Here is a 23,315-nt window from a genome sequence, read left to right on the forward strand (position 1 = left end):
AAAACATGATGTATGATCCAAAATCGCTGAAAGCGGAGGAATTTATTTCCCATGAGGAAATTCTGGAAACTCTTGATTATGCGGAAAAAAACAAAGGCAATGCGGAACTCATCGACCGGATCATTGCCAAAGCGAGGCTCTTAAAGGGCCTGACTCACCGGGAGGCCTCTGTGCTTCTGGCCTGTGAGATCCCGGAAAAAATACAGGAGATCTATGATCTGGCAGAACAGATCAAGAAAGATTTCTACGGCAGCCGCATCGTGATCTTTGCCCCTCTTTATCTTTCCAACTATTGCGTGAACGGCTGTACCTATTGCCCGTACCATTTGAAAAACAAACACATCGCCAGAAAGAAGCTGACCCAGGAGGAGGTTGCAGAAGAAGTCATTGCCCTTCAGGACATGGGCCATAAGCGGCTGGCGATCGAAGCGGGAGAGGACTCCGTAAACAATCCGATCGAATATATCCTCGACTGCATCAATACCATTTATTCCATCAAGCATAAGAACGGTGCCATCCGCCGGGTCAACGTGAACATTGCGGCAACCACGGTAGAGAATTACCGGAAGCTTAAGGAGGCAGGGATCGGAACTTATATTCTGTTTCAGGAAACCTACCATAAGGAAAGCTATGAAAAGCTTCACCCCACAGGACCCAAGCATGATTATGCATACCATACTGAGGCCATGGACCGGGCGATGGAAGGCGGTGTCGATGATGTTGGCCTGGGCGTGCTGTTTGGCCTGGAGATGTATAAATATGAATTTGCAGGGCTGTTGATGCACGCGGAGCATTTGGAGGCGGTCCATGGAGTGGGCCCCCATACCATCAGCGTTCCCCGCATCAAAAGTGCCGATGACATTGATCCGGACGCATTTGACAATGGAATCGATGATGAAGTATTTGCAAAGCTTTGCGCCTTGATCCGGATTTCGGTTCCTTATACCGGAATGATTGTTTCCACAAGGGAAAGCCAGAAGGTGAGAGAAAAGGTGATCCGCCTGGGGGTATCCCAGATCAGCGGCGCTTCCAGGACGAGCGTGGGCGGCTATCAGGAGGAAATCCGTCCTACCGATACGGAGCAGTTTGACGTTTCCGACCAGCGCTCTTTGGATGAAGTGGTTCACTGGCTGATGGATATGGGGTATATTCCGTCGTTCTGCACCGCATGCTACCGGGAAGGGCGTACCGGTGACCGCTTCATGAGCCTGTGCAAAAGCGGCCAGATCCAAAACTGCTGTCAGCCTAATGCCCTCATGACGTTAAAAGAATATTTAATGGATTATGCTTCCGGGGAGACGGCGGAAATCGGTGAGGCGCTCATAGCGGCGGAACTGAATCACATTCCAAAAGAGAAGGTGCGGATGATCTGCGAAGACCATTTACAGAAGATTGAAGAAGGAATAAGGGATTTCCGTTTCTGATACACCAGACTGATAATGATAAGAGGTGACAAGCATGGGACTGAATGAAACACCATCCTCCGAGCGGGTGCATATCGGCTTTTTCGGCCGCCGCAATGCAGGAAAATCAAGCGTTGTTAACGCAGTAACAGGACAGGAACTGTCCGTTGTATCCGAAGTAAAAGGCACGACCACAGATCCGGTCTATAAATCCATGGAACTGCTCCCCATGGGTCCGGTGGTCATCATCGATACTCCCGGGTTTGACGATGAAGGAACCCTGGGAGAAATGCGGGTAAGAAAAACAAAGCAGATTTTAAACCGGGCGGACTGTGCCGTTCTGGTGGTTGACGGAACCATTGGAAAAACGGAGGCAGATGAAGAACTGATCCGTTTGTTTGAGGAAAAGAAGATTCCTTACGTGGTTGCCTATAATAAATGTGACTTAACCGGTAAACAGCTCTTTCCGGACGGGCTTTCCGTCAGTGCGGAAGAAGGCCTGTTTATCCATGAATTAAAGGAGCGGATCGGAGGACTTGTAAATACCGGAGATATGAAAATGAGGATCGTGGGAGATTTACTGGATCCCTATGATCTGGTGGTTTTAGTGATCCCCATTGATAAGGCAGCGCCGAAGGGCCGTCTTATCCTGCCGCAGCAGCAGGTAATGCGGGATATCCTAGAGGCAGGAGGAATATCGGCCGCAGTGCGCGATACGGAATTAAAGGGGACCCTGGAAAAACTGGGAAAGAAGCCGGCCCTTGTCATAACGGACAGCCAGGCTTTTGAGCAGGTCAACAAAGATACGCCCGAAGATATTCTCCTTACTTCCTTTTCGATCCTGATGGCCAGGTATAAGGGCTTTCTGGAGGACGCCGTAAAAGGGGTGGCCGCCCTTGCGGAATTAAAGGATGGGGACAGGATACTCATTTCCGAAGGCTGTAGTCATCACAGACAGTGCGATGATATTGGAACCGTAAAGCTTCCACGCTGGCTGCGGGAATTTACGGGGAAGGAGCTTTTGATTGAAACCTCATCCGGGCGGGAGTTTCCGGAAGATTTATCAGTCTACCGGCTGATCATCCATTGCGGCGGATGCATGTTAAATGAGAGGGAGATGGAGTACCGGAGAAAATGTGCTGCTGACGCAAATGTTCCGTTTACGAATTATGGTACTGCCATCGCTCATATGAAAGGAATTTTAAAGAGGAGCTTAAAGATATTTCCCCATCTGGAAGAGAAGCTTTTATAACCGGTCTGGTGTTAAAAAAGTATAAAAAAATATTTTGATATGTTAAAAAATGGAAATAAAGGTTGACTAACGGAAAGGCTTGTGCTACTGTAATGTTAATCAGATATAGGGGAGTAGTCAGCATACTGTAATGGAATAGGGTTTCTTTTACAGAAATGCAGTTAAATCAACATCGTGGACAGAAATGTTCTGGTTTAATTTGAAAAGACAAGACCTGTATCCTAATTTTAGGATACAGGTCTTGTCTTTTTAAGGTTAAGATCGGGTGGAACTGCATAGATTGCCGGCGATTCTGTCTATACTAAAAGTGCACAAGAACGAAGGGAGATTTACAATGGACTTTTTGCTTTCAGGTATTGCTTCTATTACCATTCCCCAATTGATCATGTACCTCGTAGGTATCTTATTGATCTATCTTGCCATTAAAAAGGGCTATGAACCGTCGCTTCTTCTTCCGATGGGATTTGGCGCGATTCTGGTTAATCTGCCCTTATCCGGTGTTATTGATCAGACACTTCCTGGTATCGGGAATACCCATGGCATCATTCAGTGGCTGTTTGAATCAGGAATTGAAGCCTCCGAGGCGCTGCCGCTGCTCTTATTTATCGGTATCGGAGCCATGATTGATTTTGGCCCTCTTTTATCCAATCCCATTATGATGTTATTCGGTGCTGCAGCACAGTTTGGTATCTTCTTTACCATTTCCGTTGCCGTTTTGCTGGGCTTCGGCCTTTCCGATGCCGCTTCCATCGGCATCATCGGTGCGGCTGACGGACCGACCTCCATCCTGGTGTCGCAGATCCTTAAATCAAATTACATCGGCCCCATTGCCGTAGCAGCATATTCCTATATGGCACTGGTTCCGCTGGTACAGCCGCTGGCGATCAGGATGGTTACCACCAGAAAAGAACGTCTTATCAGAATGCCTTATAATCCGGTGTCCGTATCGAAAAGAATTAAGATTATATTTCCCATTGCAGTAACAATCATTGCCGGCTTTGTCGCACCCCAGTCCGTTTCATTGGTTGGCTTTTTAATGTTTGGCAACCTGCTTAGGGAATGCGGCGTTCTGAACAGTTTATCGGATGCGGCACAAAACATACTTGCCAACCTGGTTACTCTGCTGCTTGGTATCACCGTTTCCTTCAGTATGAGAGCGGAAGCTTTTGTGACCTGGCAGACCCTGCTTATCCTTGGTCTTGGCCTCATTGCATTCGTATTTGACACCATAGGCGGCGTTCTGTTTGCAAAATTCATTAACCTGTTCCGCAAGAATAAGATCAATCCCATGATCGGAGCGGCCGGTATTTCCGCTTTTCCCATGTCGGCCCGGGTGGTACAGAAGATGGCGATTAAGGAAGACCCTACAAACCATCTGCTGATGCATGCCATTGGTGCCAACGTTTCCGGCCAGATTGCTTCCGTGTTAGCAGGCGGCATTATCTTAAACCTCCTGACGACCTTATTATGAATCCCTGCTGCATTTTGAAAGGAGCCAGCTATGTTCGATAAATTTCTGATTACACTTGATATTATGTGGAAAGGTATGGTCAGTATTTTTGTGGTTATCATAATCATCACCTTACTAATCATGCTGTTCCAATGGTTTGAAAGAAACTTCCTGGATCGGAAGGATAATTGAGACCATACGTTCCATGCTTCATGGTCAGACTTTAAGGAGCTGTTGCAAAACCAACGGATCGTTGGGCAATGGCTCTTTTTCTATAAAAAAACAGAATCAGGTGTTTTGAATGGCAATGACATTTTCCAGTTTCTGTGATATTATTATTTTAAATGCCGGGACTTAAAGTATGTTTATACATCAAAAGGAGGAAGACTTGTGAAAAATCCGGAGATTGATCAATCAGAACTTTCGGGAGTTACGCAGATGATATTGAATCTTCTGGGCAGCTTTATTATTNGGGAAGGAGCTTTTGATTGAAACCTCATCCGGGCGGGAGTTTCCGGAAGATTTATCAGTCTACCGGCTGATCATCCATTGCGGCGGATGCATGTTAAATGAGAGGGAGATGGAGTACCGGAGAAAATGTGCTGCTGACGCAAATGTTCCGTTTACGAATTATGGTACTGCCATCGCTCATATGAAAGGAATTTTAAAGAGGAGCTTAAAGATATTTCCCCATCTGGAAGAGAAGCTTTTATAACCGGTCTGGTGTTAAAAAAGTATAAAAAAATATTTTGATATGTTAAAAAATGGAAATAAAGGTTGACTAACGGAAAGGCTTGTGCTACTGTAATGTTAATCAGATATAGGGGAGTAGTCAGCATACTGTAATGGAATAGGGTTTCTTTTACAGAAATGCAGTTAAATCAACATCGTGGACAGAAATGTTCTGGTTTAATTTGAAAAGACAAGACCTGTATCCTAATTTTAGGATACAGGTCTTGTCTTTTTAAGGTTAAGATCGGGTGGAACTGCATAGATTGCCGGCGATTCTGTCTATACTAAAAGTGCACAAGAACGAAGGGAGATTTACAATGGACTTTTTGCTTTCAGGTATTGCTTCTATTACCATTCCCCAATTGATCATGTACCTCGTAGGTATCTTATTGATCTATCTTGCCATTAAAAAGGGCTATGAACCGTCGCTTCTTCTTCCGATGGGATTTGGCGCGATTCTGGTTAATCTGCCCTTATCCGGTGTTATTGATCAGACACTTCCTGGTATCGGGAATACCCATGGCATCATTCAGTGGCTGTTTGAATCAGGAATTGAAGCCTCCGAGGCGCTGCCGCTGCTCTTATTTATCGGTATCGGAGCCATGATTGATTTTGGCCCTCTTTTATCCAATCCCATTATGATGTTATTCGGTGCTGCAGCACAGTTTGGTATCTTCTTTACCATTTCCGTTGCCGTTTTGCTGGGCTTCGGCCTTTCCGATGCCGCTTCCATCGGCATCATCGGTGCGGCTGACGGACCGACCTCCATCCTGGTGTCGCAGATCCTTAAATCAAATTACATCGGCCCCATTGCCGTAGCAGCATATTCCTATATGGCACTGGTTCCGCTGGTACAGCCGCTGGCGATCAGGATGGTTACCACCAGAAAAGAACGTCTTATCAGAATGCCTTATAATCCGGTGTCCGTATCGAAAAGAATTAAGATTATATTTCCCATTGCAGTAACAATCATTGCCGGCTTTGTCGCACCCCAGTCCGTTTCATTGGTTGGCTTTTTAATGTTTGGCAACCTGCTTAGGGAATGCGGCGTTCTGAACAGTTTATCGGATGCGGCACAAAACATACTTGCCAACCTGGTTACTCTGCTGCTTGGTATCACCGTTTCCTTCAGTATGAGAGCGGAAGCTTTTGTGACCTGGCAGACCCTGCTTATCCTTGGTCTTGGCCTCATTGCATTCGTATTTGACACCATAGGCGGCGTTCTGTTTGCAAAATTCATTAACCTGTTCCGCAAGAATAAGATCAATCCCATGATCGGAGCGGCCGGTATTTCCGCTTTTCCCATGTCGGCCCGGGTGGTACAGAAGATGGCGATTAAGGAAGACCCTACAAACCATCTGCTGATGCATGCCATTGGTGCCAACGTTTCCGGCCAGATTGCTTCCGTGTTAGCAGGCGGCATTATCTTAAACCTCCTGACGACCTTATTATGAATCCCTGCTGCATTTTGAAAGGAGCCAGCTATGTTCGATAAATTTCTGATTACACTTGATATTATGTGGAAAGGTATGGTCAGTATTTTTGTGGTTATCATAATCATCACCTTACTAATCATGCTGTTCCAATGGTTTGAAAGAAACTTCCTGGATCGGAAGGATAATTGAGACCATACGTTCCATGCTTCATGGTCAGACTTTAAGGAGCTGTTGCAAAACCAACGGATCGTTGGGCAATGGCTCTTTTTCTATAAAAAAACAGAATCAGGTGTTTTGAATGGCAATGACATTTTCCAGTTTCTGTGATATTATTATTTTAAATGCCGGGACTTAAAGTATGTTTATACATCAAAAGGAGGAAGACTTGTGAAAAATCCGGAGATTGATCAATCAGAACTTTCGGGAGTTACGCAGATGATATTGAATCTTCTGGGCAGCTTTATTATTGCTTTTTCCATGTATTCCCGCATACCTATACCTCAGGTGGAGTGGACAAAGGAACGGCTGAGATACGCTATGTGTTTTTTCCCGTTAATCGGAGCCGTAATCGGTCTGCTTGTAATGGGCGCCTATTCGGTCTGCAGTTCTTTGGATTTCCTGCATTTCAGGCAGATCCTTCCGGTAATCCTTCCCATCGTGATTACAGGCGGGATTCACATGGACGGTTTTTTGGATGTGATTGACGCGAAGTCTTCCCATGCGGACAGGGAAAGGAAGCTTGAGATATTAAAAGATCCCCATACCGGCGCTTTTGCCATCATCGGCTGCGGTGTCTATCTCCTTCTTTATCTGGCTGCGTTTCGGGAGCTTGAACCGCATATGATACCGGCTTATTGTATGATATTCATCATGACCAGGGCATTAAGCGGACTGGCTGTTGTTACGTTTCCGATGGCAAAGACGAGCGGACTTGCAGCGTCGTTTTCCGGTGCTGCCCGGAAGCGGACCGTTGGTATTGTGATGGCTGGTTATGCAGCCGGGGCAGAGCTGGGGGTCTGGTATTTGGGAGGGCCGGTTGCTGCAGCGGCAGCCTTTTTTGTGTCGTTATTTGTTTATGGATATTATTATACCATGGCAAAACGGGAATTTGGCGGAATTACCGGAGATCTGGCCGGATATTTCCTTCAAATCTGTGAGCTGGCACTGGTGGCCGGACTGGCTGTGGTCTCCCATTGGGTATAATCATTATAGGATAAAGGGGGCAGGATATGATACTGATCATTGGCGGAGCGTGGCAGGGGAAGCTGGCATTTGCCATGGAACTGGCGGAACGTCATTACAATATAACCGCAGACAGCGGAAATGCAGCATATCGAGTGGCGGAAGGCGGGATAGACAGTTATGAAGCTGCCGTGGACTGTCAGATCATCCACGGGTTCCACGAGTATATAAGACGGCTTCTGAAAGAAGGAAAAAGCGTGGAGGCGTTTCTGGATACCATAGAACAACAAAATCCGGATGCCATCATTATTTCCGATGAACTGGGATGCGGCATCGTGCCGGCGGACCGGTCAGACCGGGAATGGAGGGAAGCGGCCGGAAGGGCCTCTGTAAGGCTTGCCCGGACTTCAAAACAGGTTTACCGTCTGGTGTGCGGAATTGCCACGCAGATTAAATAGACGAAAGTTAGGATTGGAGCAATGATACGACTACATTTATTAGCAGTGCTTACAGGCTGCTTTCTGGATATGTGTTTGGGAGATCCGCACTGGATTTGGCATCCGGTCTGCGGGATCGGTTCCCTTATAAGCCGGCTGGAGAAATGGCTTAGAAAGCGGTTCCCTCAGGGGAAAGAGGGGGAACTGGCAGCCGGTACATGGCTGGTAGTAATTGTGCTTTTCACCACGGGAGCCATATCTGCAGCAGTATTTGCCGGAGCCTGTTTTCTTTCTCCCTATGCAGGCTTTTTCGTAGAAAGCATGATGTGCTGCCAGATGATGGCATGGCGGTCTCTCCGGACCGAAAGCATGAAGGTTTACAAGGCATTCAATATGAATGATGTGGAAGAGGCCAGAAAGGCTGTTTCCATGATTGTGGGACGGGATACAAAAACCCTGACCGGCACGGGAATTACAAAAGCAGCGGTAGAAACCGTAGCGGAAAACACCTCGGATGGAATCATAGCTCCCCTGCTTGCCATGACGCTTTTCGGCGGCCCGGGAGTTTTTCTTTATAAAGCAGTCAATACTATGGATTCTATGGTGGGATATAAAAATGACCGGTACTTATGGTTTGGCCGGGCAGCCGCCAGGCTCGATGATATCTGCAATTTCATTCCGGCCAGATTATCGGCGGTGTTCATGATAGGAGCAGGATATGTGTGCCAGTTTTTTTATGGATTAAGGGGAAAAAAAGAAAACCCGTACAATGGGAGAAATGGTATCAAAATATTTAAAAGAGACCGTTTTAAACATAAAAGCCCCAATTCCGCCCAGACCGAAGCGGTCTGTGCCGGAGTTCTTCAAATTGAACTGGCGGGAAACGCCTTTTATTTTGGAAAATTATATGAAAAACCGACCATTGGAGATGCCATCAGGCCGGTGGAGCATGAGGATATCCGCAGGGCTAATTGCCTGATGACTGTTACATATCTGCTGGCCCTGGTTCCGGTTCTTATCCTGTTTATTATCGTGAGCCTGTAAACAGGCTCATCCGGCTCGTTATTTGCGTAAATAAAATTTTATCTGGGAGAAAAAATATGGAATATCAGCATGGCGGGGATATTTATACCAACTGCGTAACAATGGACTATTCAGCCAATATAAACCCTCTGGGGCTTCCACAGGGAGTACGGGAGGCCCTTTATAAAGCAGTGGACAGCTGTTCCTGTTATCCGGACAGCCGGTCCGCGCATCTTAGACAGGAACTGGGAAAGTTCCATAACGTTTCCGCGGAACATATCATATGCGGAAACGGAGCAGCAGACTTGATTTTTCAGGTTGTGCAGGCGGTTAAACCGGAAAATGCCCTTTTAATTGCCCCTTCTTTTCTGGAATATGAACAGGCTCTTTGGGCAGCCTCCTGTAATGTCACGTATTTTGACTTAAAAGAGGAAGAGGGCTTCCGGCTGCCAGAAAAGGAACTCATGGACTGGATGGAGAAGAGCGGGACTGTTTTCCAGATGGTTTTTTTATGTAATCCCAATAATCCCACCGGCTTTGCCATAGAGAGAGACAACATGTCAGGGTTTCTTGATTTTTGCAGGGACAGAGGGATTTTTTGCGTGGTGGACGAATGCTTCAATGAGTTTTTACAGGAACCGGAGCGTTATTCGGTCCTTAATGTGATTCAAGACGGAACGCATGAAAATGTCTTCCTCTTAAAAGCATTTACCAAAATATATGCAATGGCAGGGCTGAGGCTTGGCTATGGCATATGCTGCAGCCAGCAGGTGCTAAACCGGATGAATCTCATACGCCAGCCCTGGAGTGTCTCCTCCCTTGCCCAGGCGGCCGGAGCAGCAGCGCTTAAGGAAACCGGTTATGTGGAACGAACAAGAAAGTTCATTGCCTGTGAACGGGAGTTTTTTAAAAAGAATCTGTCCGGGCTTGGTTTTGAACTGTTTGATTCCATGGCGAATTATATTTTTTTCCGGGATACAAGGCCGGAAGCCCTTACAAAAGAGAAACTGCTGTACAGACAGTTACTCGACCGGAAAGTCCTGATACGCTCCTGTGCCAATTACCGGGGGCTTGACGGCACATATTACCGCATCTGCGTAAAGCAGCGGGAAGAAAATTTAAAATTTCTTTCCATATTAGAATCCATAGTAGCAGAAGGGAAGTAACGAAATGGCAAAGACGATCATGATACAGGGAACCATGTCAAATGCGGGAAAAAGCCTGATTGCGGCCGGATTGTGCCGTATTTTTAAGCAGGATGGCTACCGGGTGGCTCCTTTTAAATCCCAGAACATGGCCCTTAATTCCTATATCACAGAAGAAGGACTGGAAATGGGGCGGGCCCAGGTGGTGCAGGCAGAGGCGGCAGGCGTAAAGCCGGATTCGGCCATGAACCCGATCCTGTTAAAGCCGACTAATGACTCCGGCTCCCAGGTGATTGTAAACGGCGTGTCCATCGGCAATATGCCTGCAAAGGAGTATTTTGCGTACAAAAAGAAGCTGATACCGGAGATCAAAGCAGCTTTTGGGAAGCTTTCAAACGAGTATGATATCATTGTAATAGAGGGGGCCGGAAGTCCGGCGGAGATCAATTTAAAGCAGGATGATATTGTAAATATGGGGATGGCAAAGATGGCGGATGCGCCGGTCCTTCTGGTGGGAGACATTGACCGGGGAGGCGTGTTTGCGCAGTTATATGGAACCGTGATGCTGTTAGAGCCGGAAGAGAGGGCCTTAATCGGCGGCCTGATCGTCAATAAATTCCGCGGGGACAAGGGCCTTCTGGATCCGGGGCTTCAAATGATCGAGGACAGGCTCGGCATACCGGTCGCAGGCGTGGTTCCCTATATGGATGTGGATCTGGAAGATGAGGACAGCCTTTCTGACCACCTGGCAGGCAGCAGGAAAACAGAGCGTACGGCAGTGGAGATTGCAGTGATCCGTTTGCCGAGAATATCCAATTTTACGGATTTTCAAGTATTTTCCACCATGCAGGAAGTTCACCTGCGCTATGTGGACCGTGTGTCTGAACTGGGAAATCCTGATATGATCATTCTGCCCGGAAGCAAAAATACCGTCGGGGACTTGCTTTGGATGCGCCAAAATGGTCTGGAGGCGGCAGTTTCTAAGCTGGAAGCGGATAAAATCCCTGTTTTTGGCGTCTGCGGCGGTTTCCAGATGCTGGGAGAAAGCCTTTTTGATCCGGACGGTGTGGAATCGGAGGCAGCAGCTTCTCCTGTGAGGGGTATGGGACTTCTGCCTGTCCGCACTGTTTTCGGAAAAGAAAAAACCAGAACAAGGGTTGCAGGGGCCTGTACAGGCGTGGAAGGTATTTTTGAGGAGCTTTCCGGCATGGAAGTGGAAGGCTATGAAATCCATATGGGTGAAACAACGCGTTCCGTACCTCCCCTGGCCTATGTAATGGAAAGCCAGTCCGGTTCCCACCTGGCCAAAATGGATGGCTGCCAGAAGGGAAATGTATATGGCACTTACATTCATGGCTTTTTTGATAAGGAAGGGGTTGCCGAAACAATAGTAAAAGCCCTCATTAAAAAGAAGGGGCTTTCCATTGAACTGAATGAAAGCCTTCCTTATCAGGAATACAAAGAAGAGCAGTATGACCGGTTGGCAATGCTCTTAAGAGAAAGCCTTGACATGGAGCGGATCTATGGGATAATGGGCATAAAGGGGGAAACGGAAAGCCGGCGTTAGCCGAAGAAAAACATGGAGGAACAGATGAAACTTTACGAACTGGAGCGGGTACTCCCCGAAGAAATAGAAAAGAGAAGCTTTGAGCTGATAACGATGGAACTTGGAGAAAAAACTCTTGACCCGGAAAATGAACTGGTGATCAAACGGGTGATCCATACCACCGCGGATTTTGATTATGCGGAAAACCTGGTCTTTTCCCCTCATGCAGTGAAAAAAGGGCTTGAAGCGTTAAAAGAGGGGATCCGGATCATAACGGATACCAATATGGGGAAAGCAGGCATTAATAAAGGTGCTTTAAACCGGCTTCGGTGCAGTGTGGACTGCTTTATGGCAGATGAAGATGTGGCGGAATATGCAAAGCTTAACCGGACCACACGGGCGTGCGCCAGCATGGATAAGGCTGCCGGTCTTTCGGAAGACTGTATCATTGCAGTGGGGAATGCACCGACTGCCCTGGTACGCCTTTATGAGCTGATAAAAGAAGGGAAGATCCGGCCCAGGCTGATCATCGGAGTTCCGGTCGGTTTTGTCAATGTGGTCCAGTCCAAGGAGATGATCATGTCCCTGTCCGATGTCCCGTTTATTGTGGCAAAGGGGAGAAAGGGCGGCAGCAATGTGGCGGCAGCAATCGTAAATGCCCTGCTTTATCAAATACAGTAACGCAAACAGTTTCTTGGTTTACCCGAAGGGGATTTCTTAAAAGGGGAATGAACAGCATGGATTTATACAGCATAATTTTAGTGGACGATGAAGAGGAAGTGCGCAAGAGCATCATCAAGAAAATCGAATGGCAGGCAGCCGGATTCCGCGTAGTGGGGGATGCGGAAAACGGGGAGGATGCCATGGAAAAAATCGAGGTGCTGGAACCGGATGTGGTTTTGACGGATATCCGGATGCCTTACATGGATGGCCTGGCTTTGGCGGAAAAGGTCCGTCAGCGGTATCCGTCCATGAAGGTGGTGATTTTTTCCGGGTACGATGATTTTGAATATGCCCAGAGAGCGATCAAGCTGAATGTGACCGAGTACATTTTAAAGCCCGTTAATGTGGAGGAACTAACTTCCATATTAAAAAGGATAAAGGCGAATCTGGATCAGGAGATAGACGAGAAAAGGAACTTGAGCCGCCTTCGGGAGAATTACCGGAAAAGCCTTCCTATTATACGGGAGCAGTTTTTCAATGACCTGGTTCACAAAAATCTTCCAAAGGAACTGGTGGAACAGAAATTTAAGGAATATGACGTGCCCGTGATGGGGGCCAGAAAATGGATCATCGCGGCCATTGATGTGGAAAAGGGGGATGTCAGGGAAAATCTTTCCCTTCACAATGAGGAAGAACTGATTCCTATTTCCGTTATGCAGATCGTGAGGGAAAAGCTGGAGGGGTATTGCCGTTTTGCCCTTTTCCAGTCCGCTTCTGAGGCCGGCATGGTGGTGATTGTAGCTCTTGATGAGGATAACTCCACAACAGGGCTCATTGACGTGCTGGGAGATATCTGCAAAGAGACCAGGCGTATCCTGGAGGTGCCGGTTACCATCGGGATCGGCCACAGCTGCGGGGAATTGTCCGGTATCCGGGAAGCTTACCAGTCAGCCATTGACGCGCTGGGATATAAAGCCATAGCCGGCAGGGGGAGCACCATATATATCAACGACATGGAGCCGGTGGGAGTCGGGAAGCTGGAGTTTGACAGTGTGATGGAGGCTGACCTGATTTCAGCCATTAAATTCGGCCCTGACGAAAAGATCAAGACAGCGGTATCCAGAATCATTGATAAGATGGAATCTGCAAAAGTCCATTACCGCCAGCAGCAGGTCTATATGTTTGGGGTTTTAAACAGCGTCATTCAGATGATCCAGCAGTATGACCTGGCGCTGGAAGATATCATGGGCGGCGAGCTGGAGTATATGGAAGTTTTCGGCAAGCTTCAAAAGAAAGAGGAATTTGGCCAGTGGCTGTTTAAAATAGCGGAAAAAATGAACCAGGCCATCAATCAGGAACGTGATATTACCACACGCCAGGTGATCCAGGAAGCAAAGCAGTATATCATGGACCACTACCAGGACCCGGACTTATCCGTGGAGATGATATGCCGCCATTTGCACATGAGCCCCGCCTATTTTTCCACCATGTTTAAGAAGGAAACAGGACAGGCATATATCGCTTATTTAACGGACCTCCGGCTGAATAAAGCAGTGGAGCTGCTCAATAAAACCGATGACAAGACTTATGTGATCGCAGCAAAGGTCGGATATCAGGAACAAAACTATTTCAGCTATGTATTCAAGAAGAAGTTCGGCGTATCGCCGACTAAATTCCGTGGAGCCAGGTAATGGAAAAAAAGAATATCAGCATTCGTTATACCATTTTTGTATATTTTACCGTGACCGCTCTGGCAGCCAGCCTTCTGATCACCTTTTCCTTATACCAGCGCCTCTCCACCCAGGTTGGGGAAATGGTACAGGAGGAAAACCAGAGCCTCATTAATCAGGTTGCCAGGTCGGTGGAATCCTATCTCCGTACGGTCATGAAGCTGTCGGATTCCCTGTATTACGGAGCCGTTAAAAACGCGGACCTTTCTTCGGAGTCCATCAACAATGAAATCACTCTTCTATATGACAACAATAAGGACAGTGTAGACAACATCGCTCTCTTTTCCCAGTCCGGCAGCATGGTGGAGGCGGTCCCTGCCGCAAGGCTGAAAAACAGCCTTGATGTAACCCGGGAAGAGTGGTTTTTAAATGCCCTGGAAAAGACGGAAAACCAGCATTTTTCCTATCCCCATGTCCAGTATGTCTTCGAGAACAATGAGAACCAGTACCGGTGGGTGGTTTCCTTATCAAGGGCTGTGGAGCTGACGGAGGGAACCTCCACCACTCAGGGCGTTCTTCTGGTGGATTTAAGCTATTCCAGCCTGGAGCACCTTTTTGATGGGGTGACGACCGGGAAGGGTGGTTATGTTTATCTGATCAGCAATGACGGGGAGATCTTATACCATCCCAAGATCCAGCTGATCGATTCCGGACGGATGCAGGAGAACAACAAGATAGCGGCAGGGTACAAGGATGGGAACCACCGGGAAGAATTTCAGGGCAAGACACGGATCATTACGGTAAAATCCATTGGCTATACCGGGTGGAAGGTCGTTGGGGTAACTCCCAAAAATGTGGTTTCCTTAAACTCCATCAAGACCAGGCTTTTTATTGTGTTTCTGATAACCCTGATCCTGTTCATTCTGGCTCTTATCAACTCTTATATCTCATCCCGCATCACGAACCCGATCAAGGAGCTGGAAAAATCCGTGGGCATTCTGGAAGAAGGGGATTTAGAAACTCCTGTTTCCATCGGAGGCTCCTATGAAATCCAGCATCTTGGGAATTCCATTAAAAATATGGCAAAACAGATCCGCGTTCTTATGGATGATATCGTGGCGGAGCACGAAGCCAAGAGAAAACAGGAATTTGACACCCTTCAATCGCAGATCAACCCCCATTTTCTTTACAATACACTGGATATCATCGTATGGATGATCGAAAACGAGCAGAAGGCGGAGGCGGTAAAAGTAGTGACCGCTCTGGCCCGGTTTTTCCGGATCAGTTTGAGCAAAGGAAAAAGCATCATTACAGTCCGAGATGAATTGGAGCATGTCCGGAATTATCTGATGATCCAGCATATGCGCTTTAAAAATAAATTCTCCTATCAGATTGATGCGGCGGAGGAATGTATGGAACTTACATGCTTAAAGCTGGTGCTTCAGCCTCTAGTGGAGAATGCGATCTATCATGGGATGGAATTCATGGATGGAGAGGGGGAAATTGCCATAAATGTCTGGAGAACGGGGGAGGCTCTGTATTTGACCGTGAAGGATAACGGCCTTGGCATGACGGAGGAGCAGGTGTCCGGCCTGTTTTCGGAACAGGCTCATACCACCTCGAAAAAGGGGTCAGGGATCGGCGTAAAGAATGTGAATGAAAGGATCAAGCTGTATTTTGGAGAAAAGTACGGCCTGACCATTGATTCGGAGCCGGATGAAGGGACGGCCATCACCATCCATCTTCCGGCGGTTTCCTATAGCACTATGATAGAAAAGGAAACACCCTGCGGGTATACCTCTATGCCCAAAGAGCATGGGCAATAAAAAGGAAATACCCTGCGGGTATACCTCTATGCCCAAGAAGCATGGGCAATAAAAAGGAAAAGATCATGACAAAACAAGAAAAATTATTATGGACTCTGATGGCGGGAGTACTTGTAGTCCTGTTTCTTTTGTCTTCCACGGATTTGATCATCAAGGAGAAGAAAACAGAAATATATCCGGTATCCGTCATCATCAGCGACACCTCTGATGATTATTACGTCAATTTCAGAAAGGGAGTAGATAAAGCTGCGGAGGAATATAATGTAGATGTCAGCTTTATTACCCTCTACGAGAAGGGGGATGCCGGTCAGCAGATGGAGCTGGTCAAACGGGAGATCGATGACGGAGCATCCGCAGTGGTTTTGATCCCTGTCAAACCGGTAGAATGTGCAAAAAAAATGGAGGATATGATTTTAAACAGCCCTGCCGTCATTATGGGGAATTTATTCCCAAATGACCGGGTTCAAAGCGGAATCGCTCCGGATTATCAGGAGGAAGGGAGAAAGCTTGGCCAGGCAATTGCAGCGGAGAATCCCTCCGGCCTGCCTGTATGGATATTTACGGAAGGGCTTGAGTATGGGTACAACAGGGAGGTTTATGACGGGCTTGCAGAAGCGCTTGCAGAGGCCGGATTTTCCATGAAGCTTTACGAGAAAAAGGCGGATGATGTCTTCCGGCAGGCCATTGAGGCTGCGGTGTATCCGGGAAGCGGGAAGGCGGTCATTGCGGCCATTGATGTGAAAAGCCTTGATGAAGCAGCCGATATCATAGCGGGAAGCCCGGTATACGGCAATTATATCACAGGGCTTTACGGAATTGGCAGTACTACAAAGCTGTTAACGGAACTGGATACGGGGATCATAAAAGGGCTGGTAGTAAGTGACCAGTTTGACGCAGGATATATGAGTATAGTAAAGGCAGTGGAAGCCGTTCACAAGGGGTTGGAGCGGGAGCAGATTGTTTTGGATTCACATTATATCAGGAAGGCCGGTCTGCGGGAAAGCCGATTTGAAAAAATCTTATATCCGATTGATTGAGATGGGGGATGGGAACATGAAGAAACGATACTGTATGCTGGCAGCGGCAATGATATTGCTGCTTGTCTTTGGGGGAGTGTTTTATCAGAGCAGGAAAGAAGGGGGCTGGCAGGAAAAGAAATCCATACGCATCGGTGTGACCTTATACCGGGGCGACGACTCCTTTATTAATACACTCCGGGGAAACATTGAGGAGCAGGCAAAGGAATATGAAAAAGAGACCGGGATTAAAGTGGTTATGGAAATCGTGGATGCAAAGGGAAACCAGAATACCCAGAACAGCCAGGTAGACCGCTTCATATCTCTGGGCTATGACGCAATTTGTGTGAATATCGTGGACCGTTCGGTGGCATCCAATATTATAGGAAAGGCGATGGATGCCGGCCTGCCTGTGGTATTTTTTAACCGGGAGCCGGTAGAGGAGGACATGCGGCGCTGGGAAAAGCTTTACTACGTGGGGGAAAATGCGAAGGAGTCTGCAACTCTTCAGGGAAATATCCTGGTGGAAGCCTATCAAAAAGATCCGTCCTCTCTTGATTTAAACGGGGATGGAAAAGTCGGCTATGTTCTCCTGGAGGGAGAGAACAGTCATCAGGATTCCCTTATCCGGACCGAATGGTCCATCCAGACCTTAAAGGATGGCGGGGTACCGCTTGAAAAAATCACAGGAGGAATCGCCAATTGGGACAGAAGCCAGGCGTCTGCCTGGATGGAGCAGTGGCTGACGGAATACCCGGATCAGGTGGAGGTGGTAATCTGCAACAATGATGACATGGCTTTAGGTGCTGCGGATGCTTTAGAACGGAAAGGGGATACCAGGCCGGTTAAGATTGTGGGGATTGACGGGACGCCTCAGGGGCTTGAAGGGCTGCGTACGGGGAAGCTCTTCGGAACGGTCCAGTGCGACAGCGTGGAATATGCCAATGTGATTTTTAAAATTGCAGCTGCAGAGGCTCTTGGTCAAAATGTACAGGAAACGATAAAACTGAACCGGGATAAGTACTATGAATGCGGTCAGAAGGCTCTGACCGCCCGGTAATCCGGTTTGACATTGTGCATAATAGGTAAAATTATCGAAAAAATTTGATGGTAACATGGGAAATCTAAAAAAATCGATACATATCCCAAGAATATTATATGGAAAACTGCACAAAAGAAAGTTATAATGTGCATGTCGATGAGGTAAAAGCACCAATCGATAAAAAATATAATGATAAGGGAGGATTTATCATGAGATTATTGAAGAAGGCATTAGCAGTAGGCCTTGCGTCAGCAATGGTATTTTCTATGGCCGGCTGTGGTTCCGGTTCAAAGGGGACAACGGCAGCACCGTCAGAATCGACTACGGCGGCAGAGACGAAAAAGGAAGATTCCAGCGCAGCAGAAACTACCGCTGAAGCAGCGAAGGAAGCTGTCGGGGGAGATCTAGCTGACAAAAAGGTCGGTATCTCCATTTACAAATTCGATGATAACTTTATGACACTTTACCGGACAGAGCTTCAGCGTTATTTAACCGAAGATCTGGGCTTTAAGAAAGAAAATGTTGTAATTCAGGATGGGAAGGGTGACCAGGCTGAGCAGACAAACCAGATACAGAACTTCATTACTCAGAAATACGATGTATTGATTTTAAATCTTGTGCAGGCTTCTTCTGCTCCGGAAATCACAGATATGTGCAAAGAGGCAGGGATTCCGGTTGTATACATCAACCGTGAGCCGGATACGGAAGAAGAGCAGAGATGGAAGGATGAAAAGATAAACGCTACTTATGTAGGCTGTGACGCAAGGCAGTCCGGTACCTATCAGGGCGAAGAAATCCTTGAAACCTCCAATAAGGGTGATATTAACGGTGACGGCGTGGTTACCTACATCATGATCCAGGGCGATCCGGAGAACGTAGATGCCCAGTACAGAACAGAGTTCTCTGTAAAGGCTCTTACTGAATCAGGCATGCAGGTAAAAGAACTGTTAAAGCAGCGTGGTGACTGGGATCAGGCAAAGGCCCAGCAGATCGCTCAGGATGCTTTGACACAGTATGGCGACCAGATCGAAGTGATCTTCTGTAACAACGATGCCATGGCACTTGGTGCTTTGCAGGCAATCGAGGCAGCAGGACGCACTGTAAACAAAGATATCTACTTAGTAGGTGTTGATGCGTTAACAGAGGCTGTTCAGAATGTTATTGATGATAAACAGACAGGTACTGTATTCAACGATCACTTCTCACAGGCTCAGAAAGCAAGCGATATGGCTGTTAAGTTCCTGAAAGGTGAATCAGTTGATAATGTAAACATGGTAGACTATATTAAAGTTACCAAGGATAATGCTCAGGAAATTCTTGATAAATTAAAATAATTTCCAGCAGCCGGTTGAAAGCGGGTGTGTCGGTAAGGCACACCCGATTTTTAAAAGTTTCCGAAATAATCAATTGAAATACCTACAGGTATCCCTTTACGCCCGATAAAACGGGGCGGGCCCTGCCCAGAAAACATGGGCAATAAATAGGAAACACCTTACAGGTATCCCTTTACGCCCAGAAAACATGGGCAATAAATAGGAAACACCTTACAGGTATCCCTTTACGCCCAGAAAACATGGGCAATAAATAGGAAACACCTTACAGGTATCCCTTTATGCCCAGAAAACATGGGCAATAAATAGGAAAGGAGAAACGGGATGGCGGAGCAATACAGACTGGAAATGGTTGGGGTCAGCAAATCCTTCCCTGGCGTCAAAGCGCTTGATAAAATCAACTTAAAAGTACGTCCCGGTACCGTTCACGCTCTGATGGGCGAGAACGGAGCAGGCAAATCGACCCTTATGAAATGTCTTTTCGGCATTTATAAAATGGATGAGGGAGAGGTTTTTATTGACGGGCAGAAGATTAATATTGTAAACCCGGACGACGCCCTTCACAAAGGGCTCGCCATGGTGCATCAGGAGCTGCAGCCGGTACCGGCGCGTTCGATTGCGGAAAATATGTACCTGGGAAGATATCCCTTAATAAAAATCGGTCCCCTTAAAATAGTCGACCATAAAACCATGAATACGGAAGCGGAAAAATGGTTAAAAGATGTAAGAATGAATTTCAACCCCAAGGCAAAGCTTGGGACCCTATCAATAGGACAAATGCAGTCAGTTGAGATCGCAAAGGCGGTGAGCCAGAATGCAAAGCTGGTTATTCTGGATGAGCCGACCTCATCACTGACTGATAATGAGGTAGAAGCGCTGTTCCGTATTATCAGGGATTTGAAATCCCGCGGTGTTTCTATGATATATATCAGCCATAAGATGGCAGAGATCCGGCAGATTGCCGATGATATTACAATTATGCGTGACGGAACATACGTAGGCTCCTGGGAAGTAAAGGACATCTCCGATGATGAAATCGTGAAGCAGATGGTAGGCCGGGAGCTGAGCAATGTCTATCCGTCGAATGATGATTACCGGACGGATGAAACTGTTTTAAAGGTAAGCCATTTGAGCAGCATTCATGAACGTTCCTTCCAGGATTGCTCCTTTGAGCTTAAGAGAGGGGAAATACTGGGATTCGGCGGCCTGGTAGGCGCCCAGAGAACAGAGCTTATGGAAGCGGTATTCGGAATGCGTCACATTTCAAGCGGGGAAATCGAGGTACTTGGCAGGAAGGCTGTCATCAAACGGCCCCAGGATGCCATCAATGACTCTGTGGGGATGATAACAGAGGACAGACGCGGGACCGGCATTTTCGGCTGCTTAAGCATTGCGGATAATACTGCAATTGCCTCTTACCGGAATTATACAAAGATTGGGACCATTAACGGCAGAAAAGTAGGGGAAGTGGTGAAGGACAGCATCGCGAAGCTGAGCATCAAGACACCCAGTGACAGAACTCTTATTCAGTCCCTGTCAGGCGGAAACCAGCAGAAGGTGATCATCGCCAGATGGCTGGCCAATAACCCGGATATTCTTATTATGGATGAACCGACCAGAGGGATTGATGTCGGTGCAAAATTTGAGATTTACCAGATCATGATTGACCTTGTTAAGCAGGGAAAATCGATTATCATGATTTCTTCCGAAATGCCGGAATTAATCGGCATGTCAAACCGGATCATCGTCATGTGCAACGGACGTATTACCGGAGAGGTAGAGGATGAAGAGGCAACCCAGGAAAAGATCATGGCATTTGCCACGAAATTCGATTTAAACGATAAAGCAACGGAAAATTCTACACAGGAGGTTAAGTCATGACAGCTAAGAAGATTAATATAAAGGATTTTCTTATTAATAATGGAATCATCGTTGTTCTCATCTTGCTGGCTATCTTTACGGTAATTAAGCAGCCGTCATTTGGGACACCTGATAACTTTAAAAACATCGCTTTAAACGTAGCACCGCGTTTTATCATCGCCTGCGGCATATCCGGATGTCTGATTACAAGAGGTACGGACCTTTCTGCAGGACGTATGGTAGGCCTTTCTGCCTGTATTGCCGGTACTCTGCTTCAGAAACCGGGTTACAGCGGCAAATTCTTTCCGAATCTTCCTGATTTCGGAATCTGGTGGGTATTCGTTGTACTGTTGATCTGTATCGGTATCTGCACAATTTTCGGATTAATCAATGGTATGGTTATTTCCTACCTTAAGGTTCCTGCCTTCATCGGAACTTTGGGCATGCAGTTGATCGTTTACGGCGTCTGCCTGGTCTATACCAATGCGACACCAATCGGCGGTTACCGCCCGGCTTACACGGAAGTAGCAAAGGGCAGGCTTTTCGGGGTGGTTCCGTACTTGTTCTTAATCGCTTTGGCAATCGGCCTTGTGATATGGTTTGTTTACAACAAAACACCACACGGCAAATATATGTATGCCATCGGCGGAAACGAACAGGCAGCAGAAGTTTCCGGCGTCAATACAAATAAAACGAAAATCATCATCTACGTGACAGCAGCAGCCCTTTACGCATTGGGCGGTTTCCTGGTTGGTGCAAAATCCGGCGGTTCCTCGGTTAACATGGGTATGGGCTGGGAACTGGAAGCCATAGCGGCATGCACCATCGGCGGTGTCTCCGTAAACGGCGGTATCGGTAAAGTATCAGGCGTTCTGATCGGTGTTCTGGTATTCGAGATTTTAAAGACCTGCTTACAGTATCTGGGCGTTGATACCAACTATCAGTATATTGCACAGGGTATCGTTATCGTGGTAGCGATTGCTTTGGATATCAGAAAGTATATTGCAAAGAAATAGTTTCTAAAAAAACGTCGTGCAGTATTCTGCCGGGGTTAAAATAGGAATCGGAGCGAAGGCAGTGAAATCTTATGGAATATTCAGCCTTCGCTTCGATTCTTTTTCTGTTATATTGTCAAAAGTGTTATAATGCCAGTAACCTCTTCGGACTCCTGCGGCTTGGCTCTCTATTAAGACGGCTACGGCAGCTGACTCAGCCTGCTGTTCTGATATTCTCCCGAAAATGTCACGTCTTCACCGAACCAGGAAGGAGGAATGAAGCTTTCCGCCTCAGCTTTGTCGGGAAATTCCACCTCAGCTAACATAAGGCCTTCAAACCGTCCCTCAAAGATATCCAGTTCAATGATCAGATGATCCGAGCCTTCTGCGGGAATCAGATACCGCTTTTTGGTCAGGATGTGGCCGTCGGCCTTTCGGATCAGGTGTTCATAGGAATCTGCGGTCAGGGGAAGATTGTATTCCTCACGGATCAAAAGGCCCTTTGATTTATAAGTGAGGTAAAATGCTTCATCCTCCCTGCGGATGCGGACTACGGGATCGGTTGAGAGATAACCCTGTTCTATGAAGTGATGAGGGTAGGAAGTGTAACAGGCCGGCGGCCGGGATATCAAATATTTACGTTCTATTTCCATGGATAAATCCTCCTGTTTCAGTGTCTTGCACTGCCAAATGCTGTTAGTATACCACATGGGTACAAAAAATAGAAGATGGTGGCAAAAAGCAGGAAAACGTGGTAATATGAAAAATACAGTAAAATACAGGAGAATAAGAATATGAAACGGTTAAATAGACGGATTTTCACACTTTTTTTCCTATTGGGGGCAGTATGCCTGATCCAGGGCTGCGCTCCTTTGAGTCAGGAAAAAGGAGGCAGCGAAGGTTCGGCATCAGAAGCGGGAACGGAAGAAAGCGTCGAGGAAAAAGGGCCAAAAATCGGGGTGAGCATCTATCGCTATGATGATACATTTATGAAACTCTATCGATCCGAGTTAAAACAATACCTGGAAGAAACCTATCATGCGGAAGTGATCATGCGCAATGCCGGCGGAGACCAGGAAGAGCAGAACCGGCAGGTCAGACAGTTTCTTTCGGAGGGGTGTGACGGGATCATTGTGAATCCTGTTGAAGTTTTAGCAGCGGGCGGGCTTGCCGATGCCTGCAGCCAGGCAGGGGTTCCTCTGGTCTTTATTAACCGTGAGCCTCCGGAGGCGGAACGGAAGCGGTGGCAGGAGAACCACATGGCAGTGTCCTGTATTGGAACAGATTCCAGACAGGCGGGAACGTA

General features: G+C 47.1%; 21 protein-coding genes and 1 pseudogene. 21 read left to right on the plus strand and 1 reads right to left on the minus strand.

Annotation, left to right across the window (positions count from 1 at the left end):
• The first annotated feature begins 8 nt into the window (after positions 1 to 8).
• The 20 genes and pseudogenes from hydG (at position 9) to BQ9856_RS07885 (ending at position 22,030) form a co-directional block, all read left to right on the plus strand.
• A complete protein-coding gene (hydG, locus tag BQ9856_RS07800) occupies positions 9 to 1,424 on the plus strand; it encodes a [FeFe] hydrogenase H-cluster radical SAM maturase HydG (protein ID WP_077613296.1) in 1,416 nt (471 codons plus the stop codon).
• Positions 1,425 to 1,458: 34 nt separating this feature from the next.
• Complete coding sequence (hydF, locus tag BQ9856_RS07805; protein WP_077610526.1) at positions 1,459 to 2,655, plus strand: [FeFe] hydrogenase H-cluster maturation GTPase HydF; 1,197 nt, start codon at positions 1,459 to 1,461, stop codon at positions 2,653 to 2,655.
• A gap of 334 nt (positions 2,656 to 2,989) precedes the next feature.
• Complete coding sequence (locus BQ9856_RS07810) at positions 2,990 to 4,126, plus strand: sodium ion-translocating decarboxylase subunit beta (protein ID WP_077610527.1); 1,137 nt, start codon at positions 2,990 to 2,992, stop codon at positions 4,124 to 4,126.
• 30 nt (positions 4,127 to 4,156) lie between these two features.
• Complete coding sequence (locus tag BQ9856_RS24510) at positions 4,157 to 4,297, plus strand: hypothetical protein (protein ID WP_159441967.1); 141 nt, start codon at positions 4,157 to 4,159, stop codon at positions 4,295 to 4,297.
• A gap of 280 nt (positions 4,298 to 4,577) precedes the next feature.
• Positions 4,578 to 4,820: pseudogene (locus BQ9856_RS07815) on the plus strand ([FeFe] hydrogenase H-cluster maturation GTPase HydF); the annotation flags it as partial.
• A 334-nt stretch (positions 4,821 to 5,154) separates the two neighbouring features.
• Positions 5,155 to 6,291, plus strand: coding sequence for a sodium ion-translocating decarboxylase subunit beta (locus tag BQ9856_RS07820; RefSeq protein ID WP_077610527.1), 1,137 nt, complete (start codon positions 5,155 to 5,157; stop codon positions 6,289 to 6,291).
• A 30-nt stretch (positions 6,292 to 6,321) separates the two neighbouring features.
• Positions 6,322 to 6,462, plus strand: coding sequence for a hypothetical protein (locus tag BQ9856_RS24515; RefSeq protein ID WP_159441967.1), 141 nt, complete (start codon positions 6,322 to 6,324; stop codon positions 6,460 to 6,462).
• A gap of 198 nt (positions 6,463 to 6,660) precedes the next feature.
• Positions 6,661 to 7,476 (plus strand): adenosylcobinamide-GDP ribazoletransferase, encoded by an 816-nt coding sequence (locus BQ9856_RS07825; RefSeq protein ID WP_328587243.1) that lies wholly within the window; start codon positions 6,661 to 6,663, stop codon positions 7,474 to 7,476.
• Positions 7,477 to 7,502: 26 nt separating this feature from the next.
• Positions 7,503 to 7,913: a bifunctional adenosylcobinamide kinase/adenosylcobinamide-phosphate guanylyltransferase gene (locus BQ9856_RS07830; RefSeq protein ID WP_077610528.1), complete on the plus strand. Its 411-nt coding sequence runs from the start codon at positions 7,503 to 7,505 to the stop codon at positions 7,911 to 7,913.
• A gap of 21 nt (positions 7,914 to 7,934) precedes the next feature.
• The gene (cbiB, locus tag BQ9856_RS07835) at positions 7,935 to 8,936 is read left to right on the plus strand and encodes an adenosylcobinamide-phosphate synthase CbiB (protein WP_077610529.1); all 1,002 of its coding nucleotides are present in this window, start codon (positions 7,935 to 7,937) and stop codon (positions 8,934 to 8,936) included.
• A gap of 56 nt (positions 8,937 to 8,992) precedes the next feature.
• Positions 8,993 to 10,081, plus strand: a complete 1,089-nt coding sequence (locus tag BQ9856_RS07840; protein WP_077610530.1) for a pyridoxal phosphate-dependent aminotransferase — start codon at positions 8,993 to 8,995, stop codon at positions 10,079 to 10,081.
• Between the two features lie 4 nt (positions 10,082 to 10,085).
• Positions 10,086 to 11,627: a cobyric acid synthase gene (locus tag BQ9856_RS07845; RefSeq protein ID WP_077610531.1), complete on the plus strand. Its 1,542-nt coding sequence runs from the start codon at positions 10,086 to 10,088 to the stop codon at positions 11,625 to 11,627.
• 24 nt (positions 11,628 to 11,651) lie between these two features.
• Positions 11,652 to 12,287 (plus strand): precorrin-8X methylmutase, encoded by a 636-nt coding sequence (locus BQ9856_RS07850; protein ID WP_200801276.1) that lies wholly within the window; start codon positions 11,652 to 11,654, stop codon positions 12,285 to 12,287.
• A gap of 56 nt (positions 12,288 to 12,343) precedes the next feature.
• Positions 12,344 to 13,960 carry a response regulator transcription factor gene (locus BQ9856_RS07855; RefSeq protein ID WP_077610533.1) on the plus strand — a complete coding sequence of 539 codons (1,617 nt, stop codon included), beginning with the start codon at positions 12,344 to 12,346 and terminating at the stop codon, positions 13,958 to 13,960.
• Positions 13,960 to 15,765, plus strand: coding sequence for a sensor histidine kinase (locus BQ9856_RS07860; protein ID WP_077610534.1), 1,806 nt, complete (start codon positions 13,960 to 13,962; stop codon positions 15,763 to 15,765). Before BQ9856_RS07855 ends, BQ9856_RS07860 begins: the two co-directional genes overlap by 1 nt.
• Positions 15,766 to 15,830: 65 nt before the next feature.
• Complete coding sequence (locus BQ9856_RS07865) at positions 15,831 to 16,802, plus strand: substrate-binding domain-containing protein (protein ID WP_200801277.1); 972 nt, start codon at positions 15,831 to 15,833, stop codon at positions 16,800 to 16,802.
• Between the two features lie 16 nt (positions 16,803 to 16,818).
• Positions 16,819 to 17,841, plus strand: a complete 1,023-nt coding sequence (locus tag BQ9856_RS07870; protein WP_077613299.1) for a galactose ABC transporter substrate-binding protein — start codon at positions 16,819 to 16,821, stop codon at positions 17,839 to 17,841.
• A gap of 191 nt (positions 17,842 to 18,032) precedes the next feature.
• The gene (locus tag BQ9856_RS07875) at positions 18,033 to 19,157 is read left to right on the plus strand and encodes a galactose ABC transporter substrate-binding protein (RefSeq protein WP_077613300.1); all 1,125 of its coding nucleotides are present in this window, start codon (positions 18,033 to 18,035) and stop codon (positions 19,155 to 19,157) included.
• A gap of 321 nt (positions 19,158 to 19,478) precedes the next feature.
• On the plus strand, positions 19,479 to 21,035 hold the full coding sequence (locus tag BQ9856_RS07880; RefSeq protein ID WP_077610535.1) for a sugar ABC transporter ATP-binding protein: 1,557 nt from the start codon (positions 19,479 to 19,481) through the stop codon (positions 21,033 to 21,035).
• A complete protein-coding gene (locus BQ9856_RS07885) occupies positions 21,032 to 22,030 on the plus strand; it encodes a galactose/methyl galactoside ABC transporter permease MglC (RefSeq protein WP_077610536.1) in 999 nt (332 codons plus the stop codon). The genes BQ9856_RS07880 and BQ9856_RS07885 overlap by 4 nt, the downstream gene beginning before the upstream one ends.
• Positions 22,031 to 22,209: 179 nt before the next feature.
• Here BQ9856_RS07885 and BQ9856_RS07890 read toward each other — a convergent pair whose 3' ends face one another.
• A complete protein-coding gene (locus BQ9856_RS07890) occupies positions 22,210 to 22,662 on the minus strand; it encodes a CYTH domain-containing protein (RefSeq protein ID WP_077610537.1) in 453 nt (150 codons plus the stop codon).
• A 141-nt stretch (positions 22,663 to 22,803) separates the two neighbouring features.
• On the opposite strand from BQ9856_RS07890, the gene BQ9856_RS07895 reads away from it, so the two are divergent.
• On the plus strand, positions 22,804 to 23,315 hold a 512-nt coding region (locus BQ9856_RS07895; RefSeq protein WP_139348771.1), incomplete at its 3' end, for a substrate-binding domain-containing protein.

It is taken from the genome of Clostridium sp. Marseille-P2415, from assembly GCF_900155545.1.
Taxonomy (GTDB): Bacteria; Bacillota; Clostridia; order Lachnospirales; family Lachnospiraceae; genus Lacrimispora.

What these genes read in the sequence shown, in the direction of transcription:
- hydG (WP_077613296.1), top strand. Translation starts at nt 9, where the DNA reads ATGTATGATCCAAAATCGCTGAAAGCGGAGGAATTTATTTCCCATGAG.
- hydF (WP_077610526.1), top strand. Translation starts at nt 1,459, where the DNA reads ATGGGACTGAATGAAACACCATCCTCCGAGCGGGTGCATATCGGCTTT.
- BQ9856_RS07810 (WP_077610527.1), top strand. Translation starts at nt 2,990, where the DNA reads ATGGACTTTTTGCTTTCAGGTATTGCTTCTATTACCATTCCCCAATTG.
- BQ9856_RS24510 (WP_159441967.1), top strand. Translation starts at nt 4,157, where the DNA reads ATGTTCGATAAATTTCTGATTACACTTGATATTATGTGGAAAGGTATG.
- BQ9856_RS07820 (WP_077610527.1), top strand. Translation starts at nt 5,155, where the DNA reads ATGGACTTTTTGCTTTCAGGTATTGCTTCTATTACCATTCCCCAATTG.
- BQ9856_RS24515 (WP_159441967.1), top strand. Translation starts at nt 6,322, where the DNA reads ATGTTCGATAAATTTCTGATTACACTTGATATTATGTGGAAAGGTATG.
- BQ9856_RS07830 (WP_077610528.1), top strand. Translation starts at nt 7,503, where the DNA reads ATGATACTGATCATTGGCGGAGCGTGGCAGGGGAAGCTGGCATTTGCC.
- cbiB (WP_077610529.1), top strand. Translation starts at nt 7,935, where the DNA reads ATGATACGACTACATTTATTAGCAGTGCTTACAGGCTGCTTTCTGGAT.
- BQ9856_RS07840 (WP_077610530.1), top strand. Translation starts at nt 8,993, where the DNA reads ATGGAATATCAGCATGGCGGGGATATTTATACCAACTGCGTAACAATG.
- BQ9856_RS07845 (WP_077610531.1), top strand. Translation starts at nt 10,086, where the DNA reads ATGGCAAAGACGATCATGATACAGGGAACCATGTCAAATGCGGGAAAA.
- BQ9856_RS07850 (WP_200801276.1), top strand. Translation starts at nt 11,652, where the DNA reads ATGAAACTTTACGAACTGGAGCGGGTACTCCCCGAAGAAATAGAAAAG.
- BQ9856_RS07855 (WP_077610533.1), top strand. Translation starts at nt 12,344, where the DNA reads ATGGATTTATACAGCATAATTTTAGTGGACGATGAAGAGGAAGTGCGC.
- BQ9856_RS07860 (WP_077610534.1), top strand. Translation starts at nt 13,960, where the DNA reads ATGGAAAAAAAGAATATCAGCATTCGTTATACCATTTTTGTATATTTT.
- BQ9856_RS07865 (WP_200801277.1), top strand. Translation starts at nt 15,831, where the DNA reads ATGACAAAACAAGAAAAATTATTATGGACTCTGATGGCGGGAGTACTT.
- BQ9856_RS07870 (WP_077613299.1), top strand. Translation starts at nt 16,819, where the DNA reads ATGAAGAAACGATACTGTATGCTGGCAGCGGCAATGATATTGCTGCTT.
- BQ9856_RS07875 (WP_077613300.1), top strand. Translation starts at nt 18,033, where the DNA reads ATGAGATTATTGAAGAAGGCATTAGCAGTAGGCCTTGCGTCAGCAATG.
- BQ9856_RS07880 (WP_077610535.1), top strand. Translation starts at nt 19,479, where the DNA reads ATGGCGGAGCAATACAGACTGGAAATGGTTGGGGTCAGCAAATCCTTC.
- BQ9856_RS07885 (WP_077610536.1), top strand. Translation starts at nt 21,032, where the DNA reads ATGACAGCTAAGAAGATTAATATAAAGGATTTTCTTATTAATAATGGA.
- BQ9856_RS07890 (WP_077610537.1), bottom strand. Translation starts at nt 22,662, where the DNA reads ATGGAAATAGAACGTAAATATTTGATATCCCGGCCGCCGGCCTGTTAC.